The sequence below is a fragment of the Bacillus sp. Marseille-P3661 genome (assembly GCF_900240995.1).
GTDB lineage: Bacteria > Bacillota > Bacilli > Bacillales > Bacillaceae_J > OESV01.
This window is the reverse complement of the sequence record NZ_LT965953.1, coordinates 537,966-554,526: the sequence shown is the minus strand read 5'-3', so window position 1 is coordinate 554,526 and position 16,561 is coordinate 537,966. Positions and strand designations below refer to the sequence as shown.

Sequence of the window (16,561 nt, the reverse complement as noted above, 5' to 3'; positions counted from 1 at the left end):
CCTTATTTATAAAACAAATGGTCTGCTAAAGCTCGAAGTTTCCGACTCTAGCAGACTATCACCCTTACTATTATTTATTGGAAATCGTTAAAGCTTCCTGTTGATTTGTTGCACTTTGCGTTAATAAGCTAGTTACAGTCATAACGACAAATGATGCAACGGATGCAAAGAACATCGCTAGGTAGATATTCCCAATAATATTTTGATTTGTAAAAAATACATACAGTGCTGTACCGGTAATTAAAGCAGCAATCGCACCAGGACCATTTGACTTTTTCCATAGATACCCTAAAGTAACCGGTGCAATGATTCCACTTATTATCGCAGAAAAACTAAATTGAATTAAAATCGATAACGACTCCGGACGGTCTAATGAAATATATAAAGTAGCTAAACCTACAAATAATAAGGAACCTTTGGCTACTTTTACTGCATTATTATCTAGCAGGTCTGCTGCAATCGGCTTTTTCGATAAAACTGGCGCCAATACTTTATAAATGTCATTACCAATACTAGTTGTAACCCCTAGGTAAAGACTATCCGTACTTGAAAGTATTGCTGAGATAATCCCTACAATGATAATAGCAGCAATGACTGGCGGGAATGATTCTAGCACATAAACTGGAATTGCAGCATCTGCACTAGCTAGTGTTGGATATATTGCTCGTGCTGCTAAACCACCAATGACCATTAACGTCGAAATTACGAATAAAACAACCCCTGCAGATAATGTAAACGGAGCAAGCTGCTCTTCACTTTCCAATGACAACACTTTGTTTAATAAGTGTGGCATTAATACAAAGCTGAATAATAAAAATTGAACAGCCATAACCGCTAGGACGCTATCATAAGGTCCACCTGTTGATAAGAAACCTGTCAAATTCGGATCAATCGCTTCAAGCTTATTAGTCAACTCTCCAAATACGTTCAAGCCACCGCCAATTGTCCAGAATAACGAAACTAATACTAGAATAGATGTGATTGCCATTAAAATCCCTTGAAAACCGTCTGTCACTAATTGGGCATAAGCACCGCCAAGCCCGATATATAGAATGGTGATGAATACGCCAATAATAATTCCCCAGAAATAAGGAATGTTTAATACTGATTCAAAAATTGTCGCTAATCCTACGTTTTGACCAACAATATAATAAACGTTGAATAAAATTAATAAAGCCACAAGCACTTGAAGTGCTTTGCTATTATAGCGTCTTCCAAGCCATTCAGGTAATGTCGATACACCGCCAAACTTTTTGCTGTATCTCCAGAATGTTTTCGCAAATAAAAGCAAGCCAATCCACGAAACACCAAAACAACCTAATGTATACCAAAGCACCGCTGTACCATATTGATAAGCTAAGCCTGGAACACCGATAAATAAATTGGCGCTCGAGTACGAAGCTGCAAAGCTTGCGCCGACAACGATGGGATTTACTTTTCCACGAGCCGTTGCAAAGCCTGTCATTGACTTACTAAAACGATTTCCTTTTTTCCCGATCCAAACAACAACTCCAAAATAACCAATCAATAGGATAATAATCGTCCAAAATAAAGACCCCGTTACTGTAGGCATTATTTATCGCTCCCCTCTTTTGTTACATAAGATTTCTTCCATATAATTAATCCAACGGTCCAGCATAAGGCTATCAGTGCAAAGTAAGTATAAATCATCGTTTTCATCCTCCATAATTGTTTTTCTAGTAAAAACATTCAGTTTATAAAAATCTTCAGTCTTTTGTATTTACGCTATTAAAAATGCAGTAGTTTCGTTTATTACCGTTCGGTTTGGTTTACTTCTACCAGCTTTTTGGAACTTCTATTAAAACAGCCATGCCTTGGCCGCCACCGCCGCAAAGCGATGCGATTCCCTTGCCGCCACCTCGGCGTTGTAGCTCCTTCGCTACTGTTAGGACAAGACGAAATCCTGTTCCACCCAGCGGATGACCGATGGCAATCGCGCCACCATTAACATTCACTCGGTCATAGCCAATTCCTAGCTCGCGGCAGCTTGCAACAACAACACTTGCAAAAGCTTCATTGATTTCAAATAAATCAATATCATTCAAAGTTAACTTGGTCTTCTCCAACACCGCTTTAATGGCTTGCGCTGGCTTTGTATGCAAACTCGTATCGGGACCAGCAATTTCAGCCCATCCTAGAATTCGTGCTAAAGGTGTTTTGCCAAGATGCTCTGCTTTCTTTTCGGTGGAAACAATTCCTACACTTGCTCCATCTGTCATTTGAGACGCATTCCCCGCTGTGATCGTACCGTCTTCGACAAATGCCGGTCGAAGTGTTTCTAGTTTTTCTAACGTAGAATTGGGTCGAATGCCTTCATCGTCTGTAAATGTTTTCCCATTCAGTATTAATGGAACAATTTCATCTTGGAGCCAACCTTTTTGTTGCGCAGCAGCTGCCCGTTCTTGTGATAGCTGTGCATATTCATCTTGAGCTTTTCTATCAATCTTAAAGTCTTTATTTTTCAAATCTGTTAACACGCCCATTGAGTCGTCTGCTAACGAACACCACAAACCATCGTTAATTAATGTATCCGTCAGTTGCAGTGGTCCCATCGATTGTTCCTTGCGAAATGGCGCCGTGTACGGGGCATTTGTCATGGAGTCAAATCCACCGGTTATGTATAAGTCTCCTTCTCCAAAATGAATACGTCGCACTGCATCCGAAATTGAAGCTAAACCAGCTAAACAAACATTATTTAATGTAATCGCGGGGACTGACAACGAAACGCCTGCATCGATTGCGACTCTCCTAGCCGGATTCTGACCTTGCCCCGCTTGAAGTACTTGAGCTAGTAAAACACCATCCGCCTCACTTGCCACTTCTGGTACACGTTTTACTAATTCTTTTACAGCTAAAGTCCCAATTTCCTTTGCCTCTAAACCAGCTAAGCTGCCTTTCCACTTCCCAAAAGGTGTCCGAACCCCTTCTAGAATGACCGTATTCATATGCTCGCTCCATCCTTTCGTATAACTTTAATTTTTTCCATATAAAAAACCTCTTTCCAAAGAAAGAGGTTGAAGTCATAAACCATTGCGGCTTCGCCCTCTTATCTTTCAGACATTCCTGTCTGTTGGAAGTAGCACCATTCCCATATAGGGCGGTTGCCGGGCGTCATAGGGCCAAATCCCTCAGCCTACTCGTGATAAGAGTAAATATTTATTTTTTTACTGTTAAAAATTATTCGTTAATTTGATAAGTTAAACAATAACAAACTATAAACAGCACGTCAATAGTTTTTTTGTGTTTTTTAAAACGTATTTTACTGGGTGGCGAGATGTTAATGTTAGATTAAGAAACCTTGAGCAACTTTTTTTATTTTCCTATAGCCAATATGCAATTGTATCTAAAATTCCTAGGACGATCATGAACACTCCCGCGGTTCTTTGAATAATGGTCCCTATTTTCCTTCCTTTTTTCTTCATAGCAGACCCACTCATATCAAAATACCAAATTAAAAAGATCGCTATTATTATCGGTAATGAAGTACCGATTGCAAATATACTAGGTAAAATAGCTCCAAAAGAAGTAGAAAGTACAATAGGCATTAATGTGACAAAAAACAAAATGAACATAGTTGGACAAAAGCCTAACGAAAAGCCTGCCCCCATAAAAAACGCCCCTGTTCTCCCCACTTTTAAACGTTCCGGAATATTTCCGAGTGTTAACGTCCAATTCATTTTAATGATACCAAGCATAAACACACCAATTAACATAAGAATAGGGCCGATTGCTTTTCGAATCCACGGAAAAATTAACGTGAGGTAGTCTTGAAATTCCTTTCCTAATAGCCAGACAATAAAACCTAGCCCAGAGAAAACAACCATTTTTCCAAGTGTAAACCAAATCACGTCTGACCAAGCTACTTTATCTTGAAGGGAACGATTGCTATATATTGTGATTGCTCCAAGATTTCCTGTAAATTGACAAGGAGCCAATGCACCGACCAGTCCTAGAAATAAAGCAGCTAATATAGGGATCCCTTCAAATCCATACGCTAATTTTATTAATGGTTGGCTTAAGAAATTACTGATTTGACTTAGTATCGCATACATTTGATCCCCACTCACCCTTTCACTACTTGCCACACACGAAGAATATAGCTTGCCTACCATTATTATACTGCTCTTTTAAAATCCAAACAGTAATCAATGTAGTTCATGGGAATTTTAATATAATTTTGGAACCTAAAAACCACTATTGCAACGAATACTATTATAGACTGTAGTTTTAAGGAGAAAGGGGAATCATGGTAAAAAAAATAATTCTATTAACGTTAATTCATATTTTATTAACAGTGCAACTTCCAAATAATATATTCGCTCAGGATGGAAACGAAAGTTTGAGGATTGATAGTGAAGCAGCTGTATTAATGGATGCAAATACTGGATCTATTCTATACAGCAAAAACAGGAATACATCATTATATCCAGCGAGTTTAACTAAAATTGCAACAGCTATTATTGCAATTGAAGAAGGCGATTTAGATGATCTTGTTACAGTAAGTGAAAATGCAAGAAATATAGAAGGTACACGAGTTTATTTAGAAATTGGTGAACAAGTTCCCTTGCATAAGCTTGTGCAGGGAATCTTAATTAGTTCTGGTAATGATGCAGCAATTGCAATAGCTGAACACTTCGATGGGAGTTCTGCTGCTTTTTCCAATAGAATGAATGAATTTATTCAAAATAAGGTTGGATTAAAGAACACAACTTTTAGAAACCCGCATGGACTTTATCATTTAGAACAAAAAACAACTGCATATGATCTAGCTACTCTAACGAAATATGCGCTAAAAAATGATACCTTCCGTGAAATATTTGGAACAAGCAAACTAAAATGGGATGGACAAGGTTGGGACACAACCCTTTATCACCATAACCAGTTGGTAAGAAACTATGATGGTGCTACTGGTGGGAAAACAGGTTATATAGTTGAGTCAGGTAACACATTAATAACAACTGCCAAAAGAGCTAATACAGAGTTGATTGCAGTCGTATTAAAAGCTCCTTCGAAAGAGTTTGCATATGAAGATACAACCAAATTGCTAGACTTTGGATTTGAAAATTTTGAAACAACTATCATTCCTAAAAACACAGGCTATAGGAATAGCAAGAACGAAACGGTCTATACAACTAATAACCTTTATTATACGAGCAAAAAAGGTAAGCCTGTAAATGTAGAGATTTCAAAATCAAATGAAATTCTCATTACATCCGATGAAGATGCAAATGTTCTGTTACAAGGTGAACAACTCATAAAAAAGGAAAAAAACAGGGAAGATGCTGTTAGAAATGAAAAACCAAAAACACTCCAATTATCCAATATCTTAGGATATCTAGCATTAGCTGTAGTGGGTATACTAATTACAATTGGGTTAATTTTTTATAAACGAAAATACACCAAAACTAATAAAATGTGCTAGCAACAAAAGTGCGCCAGCACATTTTTTTACTTAACCTCCATTCAGATCATTTAAGCACAACCAGCTAGATTTACCTATGTCTTTCGTTTATTACAAAAATAATAAACCAAACCAATACCTAATCCAAAAATTGTAGCTCCAACTTGATACTCTAAATTCCAACTAAAAAAACTATAGATAGAGTAGGCTTCTATTAATAATGCAGGGATCTTTCCCATAGTACTTGCAATTGCAAAATGAATTGCTTTCATTCTACTTAGTGCCGCAACAAGAGTAACTAATCCTGAAGGAACAAACGGAAGAATTCTTAAGGCAAGAACTAGAAGAATCGCCTCCCTTCCTTTTGCATTTTTTAACCTTACCAAAAATCGATGGTTCTCCTTTATTGCAAATTTATTCTCCATGACCTTAATGCCTTTTCTATATAAATAAAAACTAATAATTGCTCCAAGCGCTTCACCCAAAATGGAAATATACAATCCATATTCAAAGCCAAAATAAATAATATTTGCAGCAGTAAGAAAGGTGCTAGGAATTAAACCAGCAACTGCTATTAATATATTAATTACTACACTTATTACGATTGCTACGTATTGATTTTCAGGTAAAAGTTGCAAAATATCCATCGAATCCTCCAAGTTTACATATACATTTCTTAGAAATTATAGCACCTATTTAATACATTTAAGAGAGACATAAATCAACAACCAAAATCTATACAATTTTATATAATCGGAAGTTTCCTATACTTATCTCTGTTAAAGTTGTAGATATTGCCATAATTGTTCAAGCATGTTTTGGTAAGATATAGAATAAAATTGAGATAAGAGCGATCCCAGAAAGGAGTGTTATAGATGAAACCTATTACCTTTAAAGCATTTGCAGTTACTAATGAAATTGATTTAAACAAAATCGCTATTCATTGTGGTATTCCAAAAAAATTCACTTGGGAAGAGCCATTAATCCTGAAAGGAAGTATATTAAATTCCATTCTTAAACAAAATGTTAATGATTCCATACAGGTACTGATCTTTTCCTTTGGAAGTATTGTCTTCATTAATCACTTACACCAAGACGAAATTAATAAATTATTAACTTTTATCCATTCCTTTGAACCAGATATGAATATAAAGAATACAGGAAAATATACAGACGACTACAGCCTCCACATTAAAGAAGGTGAAAGCATTGAGTTAACCGATGAATATGTAGTTGTACCTGAGTATGAAAGTTTTTATCCTGAGTTGATATCCACTGTGCTTGCAAAATCGGTGGCACTTGAGAAAACTGAAGAACAGCTTGGGACTATCCTTGATAAGCTAGAAAACATGATCGATCGTTTGGAAAAGGGTAAACTTAGAATTGGAAACAAAGAGCTAGCAAGGACCACAGCTAAAATCGTACGTCATGAATATAATACGCTTGCATATATTATGATTCTTGATAAACCTGACATTACATGGACAAGCAGTACCGCTGGAGAATTCTACGAAAGCATGCTAGAGTTTTTTGAATTAAAAGATCGGTATACCATACTAAAAAATAAAACAGAAATTTTATATAATATTATGGATGGTTTTTCCAACATTAGTCATTCGATCCGAGGGCTTTTTGTTGAATGGGTCATCGTAATTCTCATTCTTTTTGAGATTATCTTGACTCTTTTAGGAATTGCAGGATTGCTTCCTTGATTAGATAAAAATGATACCCTTGCAGCGAATACTGCAAGGGTCACTTTTGATAAAAAGGTTTCCTTCAAATTTTGCTATTCTTCCAATTCCTTAACCAGGAAATGATTTTATCTATTAATTCAGGGTCGATAGGTTGCTTAGTTATTTTCTTATTGTTATTTAAGATTTTGCTAATGCTGTATGGAATATCGGTCTTACGGAGCATATGTGTCATATCTTGTATTATATATGTTTTACACTCCCCTTGAACAAAGGCTTTCATTTTCTCCAAATCCCCGACCTTAACATTGACATCCTTTGAACCTGTAATTGCAAGCACCGGACAAGTCACCTTTTGTAAAGGCTTTGATACATCAACACCAACATGCTCCCGATTCCATTTTGCATTAATCTTCTTTCCTTTATACTTTATAACAGGTTCATTCGATGCTTGTAGGGCTGCTATTAAGTCATCGTTCATCTTATTTATTTTTTCATCTACTTTAAGTGATCTAGTTAACCAGCCCTGAAAACCTTTCAAAGATTTTATATCATTTGTGATTTCTTGCCGTTGCCATGTCAGCGTATCTGCTAAAGGTTCAGCTGTACCTGCAAGAAGAATCATGCCATCTACTGGAATTTTTTCATTCACAAATGGCGCTATAATACTGCCTTCACTGTGACCTAACAATATCACTTTTTCTGGTTCTAAATTTGCGTGCTTTTTAGCAAATTCTACTACTGCCTGGGCATCGTCAATTAAATCGAACACTCCTGTCTCAAAATAATCCCCTTTGCTTGCTCCTACTCCTCTTTTATCATAACGAATACTTGCAAATCCTTCTGATACGACGACATCACTTAATTCCTTAAAAATATTCATTGGCATTCCTTTTGCATTTGAATTACGATCAATTGGGCCGCTTCCGTGTATAAAAACAACGACAGGATATTGATCAAGCCCTCCATCCGGAAGAGTTAATGTAGCGGCCAGTGGGTACTGCCCTTGTACCGTTACTTCCATCTCTTTACTCATACTTTCTCATCTACCTTTATAATAGTTTAACGTTAATGAATTCTACTATTTACTTGTATCTATCTCTCTCCATGTAGTTTATCACCTAACACTTTTATACCCAACCTAAATTTTACCATTTTTTTAATATTGGCACCTTTGACAGTGAAGGTAAAGCATCGTATGTCCTAGTAACCTACATAAACTCAAAAAAACGACAGCCTATGTTAAAGCTGTCGGTTAAAATCTCATAGTTTATTTTTTTGATTATTGCAGATGCTTTGGCGGATCACTTCTATGCTCTTTACTCTGAACTTCCGCGAATAAATCCTCATCGCTTTCAGGCTTATACTGTTTGTTAATAATATTAAGAATTTCATTTATATGAGTTAGTTGCGTATTACTAGGTATTAAATTAATCATTGCCTGTTTGAACTCCTCAAAATCCTTTTTCGTTACAGGCTTGGCATCATCTTTTAATTCAAATCCTAATTGACCGTTTGGTTCTAACGTTGCCCATTTTACATCACTGATTTTAGATACACTATTTTGTCTAAGCTGCATCTCAAGTTGGTCCACTGTTAATCTAAGTTTTCGTAAGTTCTTTTCATTTAAAATGCCGTTATCAATTACTACCTTAGATTTACCGGTTATTAATTTTTCAAGACTGTCAGATTTCAATTGTATATATTCCATTATTAATAAGGTTGCTACCAGGATAGCTCCAACCAAAATGGTTGTCCATACATTTTTTCCTGATACTGGTTGAATAAGCAAACTACCTATTCCAATCATTAGAACAGTTTCAGCTAATGTCATTTGTGAGATCGTTTTTCTGCCAGCAATTCTTAAAAGTACAGTGCCCGCAAGAACAATCAATACGGCTTTCCATATAAAATCCCATTCCATAGAATAATAACCACCTTCATCGAAAAAGATTATTGATATCTTCCCCAATCTAGCCTTTATTATCCACTAAATACTGCTGATACCTACTAATTATCTTAACAGTTTAAAAATCTTATTTATGTGGATTTGTTTTATTGCGTTTATTCAATTAACACTAGTGATAAAGTGTTAAATCTAGTAGAATAGAAATGCAAAAACGTAGAACTTTGTAGAAAATTGGCATTTTTTAGAAAGGTGGAGCTATGGGAAAAGTTAGTAAAAGTAACAAGAAAAATAAAAAAGAATTTAATTTCCTATCAAATTTGAAGATTGGGTGGAAATACGGTATTGCACTCGGATTAACACTAGTGTTGTTTTGTATTTCTGGGGGATTTATTTATACGCAAATAGGTAATGCGTTAGATGATCTCGATGCACTTGAAAGACGAGGAGATCGAGCTTTACAAATTTCAGAAATGGCCTCTCTTTTTAGATCAAAAGACATACGAATCGCCAATTATATTACCTTTAAAAGAGATAGTGATATAAAAGACTTCCAACAAAAAGAAGAGGAATTCTATCAGCTACTAGATCAAATAGAACCTCAAATGGATACAGAGGAACAGAAACAACTATTTAACCAAATTAAACAAAATGACAGGCTAGCGAATGATCTATTTATGAAATCGATTATCCCAGCAATTTCTAGAAATGATGAAACTATGACAATTGCAGTAAGAGGCACAACAGAGAAACTACGTATAGACACAGTTAATTTACTAACAAAACTTAATGATATTACCCAGAATGAACGCAAGCTAGCCATTCTACAAGCTAAGGATAGTCTAAAACAAAGTATCATGTCTTTAATTAGTACTCTATTAATTTCACTTGTTTTAGGAACTATTATCATGATTCTTATTAGCCGAATTGTAGCTAGAAACCTACACAATGTTGTCCAAATGTCAGCGGAAATAGCAAATGGAAATCTAAAAATTGAACCGCTTGCATATAAAGGTAAAGATGAAATTGGTACATTAGTTAAATCGATGAACCATATGCAAAAAAGCCTTCAAGACATGGTCCATGGAATATCAACAGTTTCTCAAGAAGTAAGCAGTCATAGCGAAGAGTTAACGCAAACGTCAAAAGAAGTGCAATTAGGAAGTAATCAAGTTGCATCAACCATGCAAGAACTTGCAGGTGGTGCGGAATCGCAAGCAACTAGTTCCGGACAACTGTCTGAGTTAATGTCTGAGTTTGTCCAAAAAATCGAATCTGCCTCAGACAATGGGGAAAAAATATCCCAATCATCGCAGGCTGTTTTAGATCTTACTAATCATGGAAGCGAGCAGATGCAATACTCTGTTGAGAAAATGGTAAGAATTAATGATATTGTAAAAATGTCTGTTCAAAAAGTGTTGGGGTTGGATGAGCAAACAAAAGAAATCTCTAAACTTGTAAAAGTAATCCAAGCCATAGCTGATCAAACTAATTTACTTGCATTAAATGCAGCAATTGAAGCGGCTAGAGCCGGCGAACATGGAAAAGGCTTTGCTGTCGTTGCAGATGAAGTTAGAAAGCTTGCAGAACAAGTATCTCATTCAATTACAGACATAACTGGCATTGTTGAAAATATACAATTAGAATCGAATGGAGTGGCCGCAGCTCTTCAAGACGGTTATAAGGAAGTAGAAGAAGGCTCAACCCAAATTCAATCAACCGGTGAGACATTCAATGATATAGCTGCATCTGTAACTGCGATGGTAGGACAAATTCAGGAGATTTCACAAAGTTTAACTTTGATTGCTGAAAATAGTAATGAAATGAATAAGTCCATTGAAGAAGTCGCAGCTATTTCAGAAGAGTCTGCTGCGGGAATCGAGCAAACTTCTGCATCAGTTCAGCAAACCAACGCATCAATGGAGGAAATTGCAGGTAGCGCTGATCAATTAGCTCAATTAGCAGAACAGCTAAACGAACAAATTAGAAGATTTAAGGTTTGATACAAGAGAATAATTCCTAAGAATTAAGTCTGCTAATACACGAAATATGTATTAACAGACTTTTTTTGATAAGCAGATAATTTTAATGTCATCTACTTTTTAGCTGTTAGTATCTGGACTATTGGTATCTGTTGTAATGATTGCTTTATTGTTAATGATTTCCCGATTGTGCATAGGCATAACGACTTTTGCAAATTCAGTCATTCCTGATTGAAATGGATTAATCTTAACGTTTCTTAATATTTGTTTTACTTGATTCCCGAAATTTTCAGTATGGTCAAACAAGACATCTTTTCGATCTTTCCCCAATACATAAAGGGCTCCTATACCAATTGCCAATACTGAAACTAAAAGAGTTAGGCCAGAACTTTTTCTCTTTTTAGATATAATCCCAAAGTACTGCATTAGTTGTCCTATATCAATATAAGGAGTTAACCAATTTAACACATTCATTCCTTAATCCTCCCTAAATCATAAAAAGGTACACTTTCATAGTATTTGCAAATTTTTCGAGTTTATCATGGGTATTATCCGTTAAATAAGTATTATGATTTCTTATTCAAATCATTTGCCCAAACGTTCCTTCCCCTTATCACATATATTATAAAAATTTATTTGAAAGGAGATAATAAAATGGGCATTCCAGTTTCCGGTTACATGTATCATTTAGATGATTCTGATCCCTATCATTCTCATCGGCTTTATATAACTTCATGGGATGGTAAACCTATTCATACACACAATTTTTCAGGAGTTACTTCATATGATGTTGGTCACAATCATAAATATGTTGGAAGAACAGAACCTGCTGCTAGTGGTGTACAGCATACACACAGATACTTTACCTTTACTTCCATCGATGACGGTCATGAACATATCATACAAGGGGTAACGGGTCCAGCAATATTTCTCCCTAATGGCGGACATATTCACGAATTTAATGGAATGACGACTGTTGATGGTCAAACCCCTCATTACCATAGATATTCTGGAAAGACTAACTTCTAAACTTTTTCTACAAATTTTTAAGATTTAACTTACCTACGAGTAACCTCCTTTCTTCTAGGTGAATATCCTATATTTGAAAGGAGTTGTGTAAAAATGAATTTAGAGGTACATGATTACAATAACAACATAAGAAATTTACATGATAAGTGTCGAAAACATATGCTTTATCATGTAACTTTAACTATGACAGATGGTAGCAGTTTTGATGGTATTATTGAAAATGTTGACATGGACAGAATTACCGTTTTAGCCGGTGAAGACGTAATGGAGAGAGATAATGAGCAGGAATCGGAAGCTCGTTATGGTGATTATGGTTATGGTCGACCAAGAAGAAGATTCCGCCGATTCAGAAGACGAAATATTCCACTCGCTTCCTTAGCGGCAATAGCCTTATTACCATATATTGTTCCACCACCAGTACCTTATTATCCTTATCCTTATTATCCTTATCCTTATCCTTATTATTATTAAATATATTTTAGTGCGCTTTACTTAAAAATAAGTAAAGCTTTTTTTATTGGGTAACATCTATCTGAATTCTTTTACTTATGGTCTTTTTAATAAACCGTAATCATTACACTTTACAAATCGTAATGATTACGATATTGTGTATTAGTAAATATATTTAGGGAGGAATATGTAAACTATGTTAAAGTCTATTTCATTTGTATTTCTATTGGTATTTTCTTTGTTTATATCAGGATGTAGTGGTAAAGCAGACCCTTCTTCAACAAAAGAGGACATAAGTATTGCAACAGTAAACCAAGAAAACAACAAATTAATTGTCTATACTACCATTTATCCACTAGAGTATTTTACAAAAAGAATCGGTAAAGAACATGTAGAGGTTGAAAGCATTATGCCACCCGGTTCTGATGCGCATACATATGAACTAACATCAAAACAAATGGTAACGATCGCTAAAGCAGATGCCTTTATTTTTAATGGATTAGGAATGGAATCTTTTGCAGAGAAAATAGATGATGCACTGAAAAGTGAGAACGTATTGATTATTTCTGCAACTGAAGGAATTGAAACAATCGAACATATCCATGAACATAATGAAAGTGACGGACATACAGAGAATATTGAACCTTCTCTAGACGAAGGACATACTCTCAATAACGGACTTAATCAAGACAAAAAACACGTTCACGAGGACAAACTTCATCAAGAGGAAGATACCAATCACCATGACGAAGAGGATCATGATCACGGCAATCCACATCACGACGAAGAAGTTGTAAAAGATGAGCATTCTCATGAAGATATTGATCCACATGTCTGGTTAGATCCCTTTCGCTCTATAATACTAGCTGAAAATATTAAAAACACACTTATCACTTTAAAACCTGAACAGACAGCAGAATTTGAGAAAAACTTTTCTTCATTAAAGACAGATCTTGAAAATCTAGATAAAGATTTTCATACTTTATTTGATTCAAAGAAAAATCCTGAAATGATCGTAGCACACGCTGCATATGGTTACTGGGAAGAAAACTATGGACTGCAACAAATAGCCGTGACAGGCCTTTCACCTACAAATGAACCTTCTCAAAGACAACTAGAGGATATCATTCAGATTGCCAACGAAAAAAATCTCAAATACGTTTTATTTGAACAAAATATAACGCCAAAAGTAGCTGAAGTTATTCGTAGTGAAATTAATGCAACACCACTTCGATTACACAACCTTTCTACTTTGACAGAAGAAGATATTAAGAATGGAGAAGATTATTTTAGTTTAATGTATAAGAACCTTGAAACACTTGATAAAGCATTGAATTAAATATAAAAGGGAAGTGTTTACACTAGGACACTTCCCTTTCTCTTAATATAAGGATTTTTTCCAACAAGTGGCTTATTATATATCAATAAAGTTCTATTCCACTACCCTAGTTAATACAGGGTATACATATGGCTCTTCAGGTTGTTCAATAATCGTCCACTTTTCTGCTTGAATCATGGGTAATTCTAACCCATTATAAGTTGTCATCGTTAAAGTTCCTTCTAATTCAAGCCATGTATCTTCTTCCAAATCTCCAACCTCTTGTTGAAACTCTGTTAAAAATCCGATAATACTAGCATCTGCTATACAATGAGTTACTAAAAACCTTGATACTACCACTTGATTAGGGTTAAGACCTTCTTCTTTATATACAAATCCCATTAAACTAATTTTTCTACCTTCATATTTTTGCGGTTCCATTCCTATTTTTTCATAATAGGGTTCAAATATAGAATCTTCCATCTTTAGGACCGCTTGTTTTGATAAGCTTTTCATTTTTTCATCAAAATTTTCTTGTGACATATAATTATTATTGATTATCGGTATTTCATCCAATTCGAGCAACTGTTCTTCAATTTCTATATTACTATTATCTTGTAAACTATTATCGTTACTAACATCACTACTACTAGAACCCTCACTTATAGCGTTTCCTTGAAACATAACCCCTTTTTTGGCAGCAATAGATGAATCTAATACGGCCGGAGCCAAGGAGAATCCTGTTACTAATGGAAAAATAATAATTGAGTAACTTACTAACTTTTTCGGAAAAGAAACTGAGTACCCATGATCGTGGTCATGGTCATGATTACAGTCTAACTTACATGCATCATGTTCATGATGATCATGCTTTGCAACTTCCCAAACTCGAAAGAGCTGAATAAAAAAGAAAAAAAGAAATATTGCCGCAGCAATCTTACTTATATCCTCATATTTTGGATTAATGTATTTATAAATATCACCTGTAATATGCAATTTTATAAATAAAAATGTAAAAGCTGCTAAAATAACTGCTCGTAAAAAATGTTGTGGATTAAACTTCATATCGATCACCCTTTACTAAAAGACATCTACTAAACTAACTAGCACAAATACAGTGAATGTAATTATTGTTAATAAAATGAAAACAAATTTAGTTTTAAAGACACTTAATAACATAATGGTGTTCTTCAAGTCAATCATTGGTCCATATATTAAGAATGCCAAAATAGATGATGATGAAAATACACTCCTAAATGAAGCGCCAATAAACGCATCCGCTTCCGAACAAAGTGATAAGAAATAAGCTAGCCCCATCATCACAATTGTTGAAGCAATGAAACCATCACCTAATAATAACAGTGATTTAGTAGAAACATAAGTTTGTACAAAAGCTGCTACAAAAGCACCCAGTATTAGGTACTTAGACATATCAAAAAATTCATCTATAGAATGTCTAAGCATATGTTCAATTTTATCGAAAAAGGGTTGTTGCTTGTTTTTTAATCTAGAATTAACATCAGAACTAATCACCGAGGGCTTTAACTGATTGTTTTTAAAAAATAAGCTGACAATTAATGCAATTGCTAATGCAGCCAGAAAACCTATCCCCATTCTTAAGCTAGCCATGTTTAAATCATTACCAAACGCCATGTATGTTGACAGAATTACAATAGGGTTGATAAGCGGGCCTGTCAGCATAAATCCAATTCCTGCATATATCGGAACTCCTTTTGAAATTAATCTTCGTACAATTGGTACGATTCCGCACTCACAAGCAGGAAATAATGCTCCGACAACACAACTCATTGTAATTGCCATTACTTTATTTTTAGGAATCCATCGTTTTATATGTTCTTCAGTTATAAAGATTTGAATAAATCCTGCAATTAAAACACCAATTAGTACAAAGGGTATTGCTTCTATTAATATACTTAGAAAAATGGTATTTAATTGCTTAAATGAGTTAGGCAACACAGTTCCTACATTTATCTCTATAACTTTTCCAAACGAAAGAAAATAGAGCAATACCCCTATCGCTGCTATACCTGTTAAATCAAATAAATGTGCCCTGATCCATATTAACATTTTATGATCCTCCAACTGTCATAACATTGAATTACTTACTAATACTCTTAAATATCATTATAAATCGTAACCATTACAGTTTTCAATCTATATTATTACTTGTCTTTACTCTTTATTACTCAATTTTGATATAATGTTTATACATAAGAATGAACTTGTACTATTTTTCAAAAGGAGTACTTTATGGATATTAATCAAGCAAATGATATATTAAAAGATAAGGGTTATAAACATACTGGAAAGCGAGAGTTGATTTTAGAGTTATTTAACAGCACAAAAAACTATTTAACTGCAAAAGATGTCTTTAATTATCTAGTCGAATCATACCCTGGCGTTAGTTATGACACAGTTTATAGAAATTTATATATTTTAAATGATATTGGTATATTAGAATCTACAGAATTAAACGGCGAAAAGCAGTTTCGGTTTCGATGTGATACAGAAAATCATCATCACCATTTTATTTGTTCAAAATGCGGTACAATAAAGTCTATTCATACATGCCCCATGAACGACATTACTAAAGAGCTAAACGGCTATCAAATTGATAATCATAAGTTTGAAATTTATGGACGATGCCCGGACTGCATTAATTAAGAAAAGTGCAAGCGCATTGGTCAGCCCCTAAGGGCTAGGCGCTGCGGCAGTACAAGTACGTACAAAATTATTTTAATA

16 protein-coding genes and 1 riboswitch are annotated in these 16,561 nt (G+C 34.8%); of the genes, 7 read left to right on the top strand and 9 right to left on the bottom strand.

Going from position 1 to position 16,561, the window contains the following annotated elements:
* Nucleotides 1–70: 70 nt before the first annotated feature.
* The 3 genes from C1724_RS02485 to C1724_RS02475 form a co-directional block, all read right to left on the bottom strand.
* Entirely contained in the window at nt 71–1,573 is a 1,503-nt protein-coding gene (locus tag C1724_RS02485; protein WP_102345165.1) for a sodium:solute symporter family protein, read from the bottom strand.
* Between the two features lie 223 nt (nt 1,574–1,796).
* A complete protein-coding gene (locus tag C1724_RS02480; protein WP_102345164.1) occupies nt 1,797–2,966 on the bottom strand; it encodes an acetyl-CoA C-acyltransferase in 1,170 nt (389 codons plus the stop codon).
* A 98-nt stretch (nt 2,967–3,064) separates the two neighbouring features.
* Nucleotides 3,065–3,170, bottom strand: a riboswitch (SAM riboswitch).
* Between the two features lie 171 nt (nt 3,171–3,341).
* Nucleotides 3,342–4,073, bottom strand: coding sequence for an urease accessory protein UreH domain-containing protein (locus tag C1724_RS02475; protein ID WP_102346708.1), 732 nt, complete (start codon nt 4,071–4,073; stop codon nt 3,342–3,344).
* Between the two features lie 194 nt (nt 4,074–4,267).
* Here C1724_RS02475 and C1724_RS02470 point away from each other — a divergent pair, with 194 nt between their 5' ends.
* Nucleotides 4,268–5,443: a D-alanyl-D-alanine carboxypeptidase family protein gene (locus tag C1724_RS02470; protein ID WP_102345163.1), complete on the top strand. Its 1,176-nt coding sequence runs from the start codon at nt 4,268–4,270 to the stop codon at nt 5,441–5,443.
* A gap of 74 nt (nt 5,444–5,517) precedes the next feature.
* On the opposite strand, the gene C1724_RS02465 is transcribed toward C1724_RS02470, so the two are convergent.
* Nucleotides 5,518–6,069, bottom strand: coding sequence for a TVP38/TMEM64 family protein (locus C1724_RS02465; protein WP_102345162.1), 552 nt, complete (start codon nt 6,067–6,069; stop codon nt 5,518–5,520).
* Between the two features lie 228 nt (nt 6,070–6,297).
* Here C1724_RS02465 and C1724_RS02460 point away from each other — a divergent pair, with 228 nt between their 5' ends.
* Nucleotides 6,298–7,134: an RMD1 family protein gene (locus C1724_RS02460; protein WP_102345161.1), complete on the top strand. Its 837-nt coding sequence runs from the start codon at nt 6,298–6,300 to the stop codon at nt 7,132–7,134.
* A gap of 64 nt (nt 7,135–7,198) precedes the next feature.
* Here the strand turns inward: C1724_RS02460 and C1724_RS02455 are convergent, their stop codons facing one another.
* Both C1724_RS02455 and C1724_RS02450 read right to left on the bottom strand, forming a co-directional pair.
* Nucleotides 7,199–8,149 carry an alpha/beta hydrolase family protein gene (locus tag C1724_RS02455; RefSeq protein ID WP_102345160.1) on the bottom strand — a complete coding sequence of 317 codons (951 nt, stop codon included), beginning with the start codon at nt 8,147–8,149 and terminating at the stop codon, nt 7,199–7,201.
* Between the two features lie 246 nt (nt 8,150–8,395).
* Entirely contained in the window at nt 8,396–9,037 is a 642-nt protein-coding gene (locus tag C1724_RS02450; RefSeq protein WP_102345159.1) for a DUF421 domain-containing protein, read from the bottom strand.
* Nucleotides 9,038–9,279: 242 nt separating this feature from the next.
* On the opposite strand from C1724_RS02450, the gene C1724_RS02445 reads away from it, so the two are divergent.
* Nucleotides 9,280–11,022 carry a methyl-accepting chemotaxis protein gene (locus C1724_RS02445; RefSeq protein WP_102345158.1) on the top strand — a complete coding sequence of 581 codons (1,743 nt, stop codon included), beginning with the start codon at nt 9,280–9,282 and terminating at the stop codon, nt 11,020–11,022.
* Between the two features lie 99 nt (nt 11,023–11,121).
* On the opposite strand, the gene C1724_RS02440 is transcribed toward C1724_RS02445, so the two are convergent.
* Nucleotides 11,122–11,475, bottom strand: coding sequence for a hypothetical protein (locus C1724_RS02440; RefSeq protein ID WP_102345157.1), 354 nt, complete (start codon nt 11,473–11,475; stop codon nt 11,122–11,124).
* Between the two features lie 180 nt (nt 11,476–11,655).
* Here C1724_RS02440 and C1724_RS02435 point away from each other — a divergent pair, with 180 nt between their 5' ends.
* The 3 genes from C1724_RS02435 to C1724_RS02425 all read left to right on the top strand — a co-directional run bounded on the left by C1724_RS02435 (nt 11,656) and on the right by C1724_RS02425 (nt 13,819).
* Nucleotides 11,656–12,030: a YmaF family protein gene (locus tag C1724_RS02435; RefSeq protein WP_102345156.1), complete on the top strand. Its 375-nt coding sequence runs from the start codon at nt 11,656–11,658 to the stop codon at nt 12,028–12,030.
* A 93-nt stretch (nt 12,031–12,123) separates the two neighbouring features.
* Nucleotides 12,124–12,501: a hypothetical protein gene (locus C1724_RS02430; protein ID WP_102345155.1), complete on the top strand. Its 378-nt coding sequence runs from the start codon at nt 12,124–12,126 to the stop codon at nt 12,499–12,501.
* A gap of 175 nt (nt 12,502–12,676) precedes the next feature.
* Nucleotides 12,677–13,819: a metal ABC transporter solute-binding protein, Zn/Mn family gene (locus C1724_RS02425; protein ID WP_102345154.1), complete on the top strand. Its 1,143-nt coding sequence runs from the start codon at nt 12,677–12,679 to the stop codon at nt 13,817–13,819.
* A gap of 93 nt (nt 13,820–13,912) precedes the next feature.
* Here the strand turns inward: C1724_RS02425 and C1724_RS02420 are convergent, their stop codons facing one another.
* Both C1724_RS02420 and C1724_RS02415 read right to left on the bottom strand, forming a co-directional pair.
* Complete coding sequence (locus tag C1724_RS02420; protein ID WP_102345153.1) at nt 13,913–14,863, bottom strand: TIGR03943 family putative permease subunit; 951 nt, start codon at nt 14,861–14,863, stop codon at nt 13,913–13,915.
* Between the two features lie 15 nt (nt 14,864–14,878).
* Complete coding sequence (locus tag C1724_RS02415; RefSeq protein ID WP_102345152.1) at nt 14,879–15,886, bottom strand: permease; 1,008 nt, start codon at nt 15,884–15,886, stop codon at nt 14,879–14,881.
* Nucleotides 15,887–16,069: 183 nt separating this feature from the next.
* Here C1724_RS02415 and C1724_RS02410 point away from each other — a divergent pair, with 183 nt between their 5' ends.
* Entirely contained in the window at nt 16,070–16,483 is a 414-nt protein-coding gene (locus tag C1724_RS02410) for a Fur family transcriptional regulator (protein ID WP_102345151.1), read from the top strand.
* Nucleotides 16,484–16,561 lie beyond the last annotated feature (78 nt).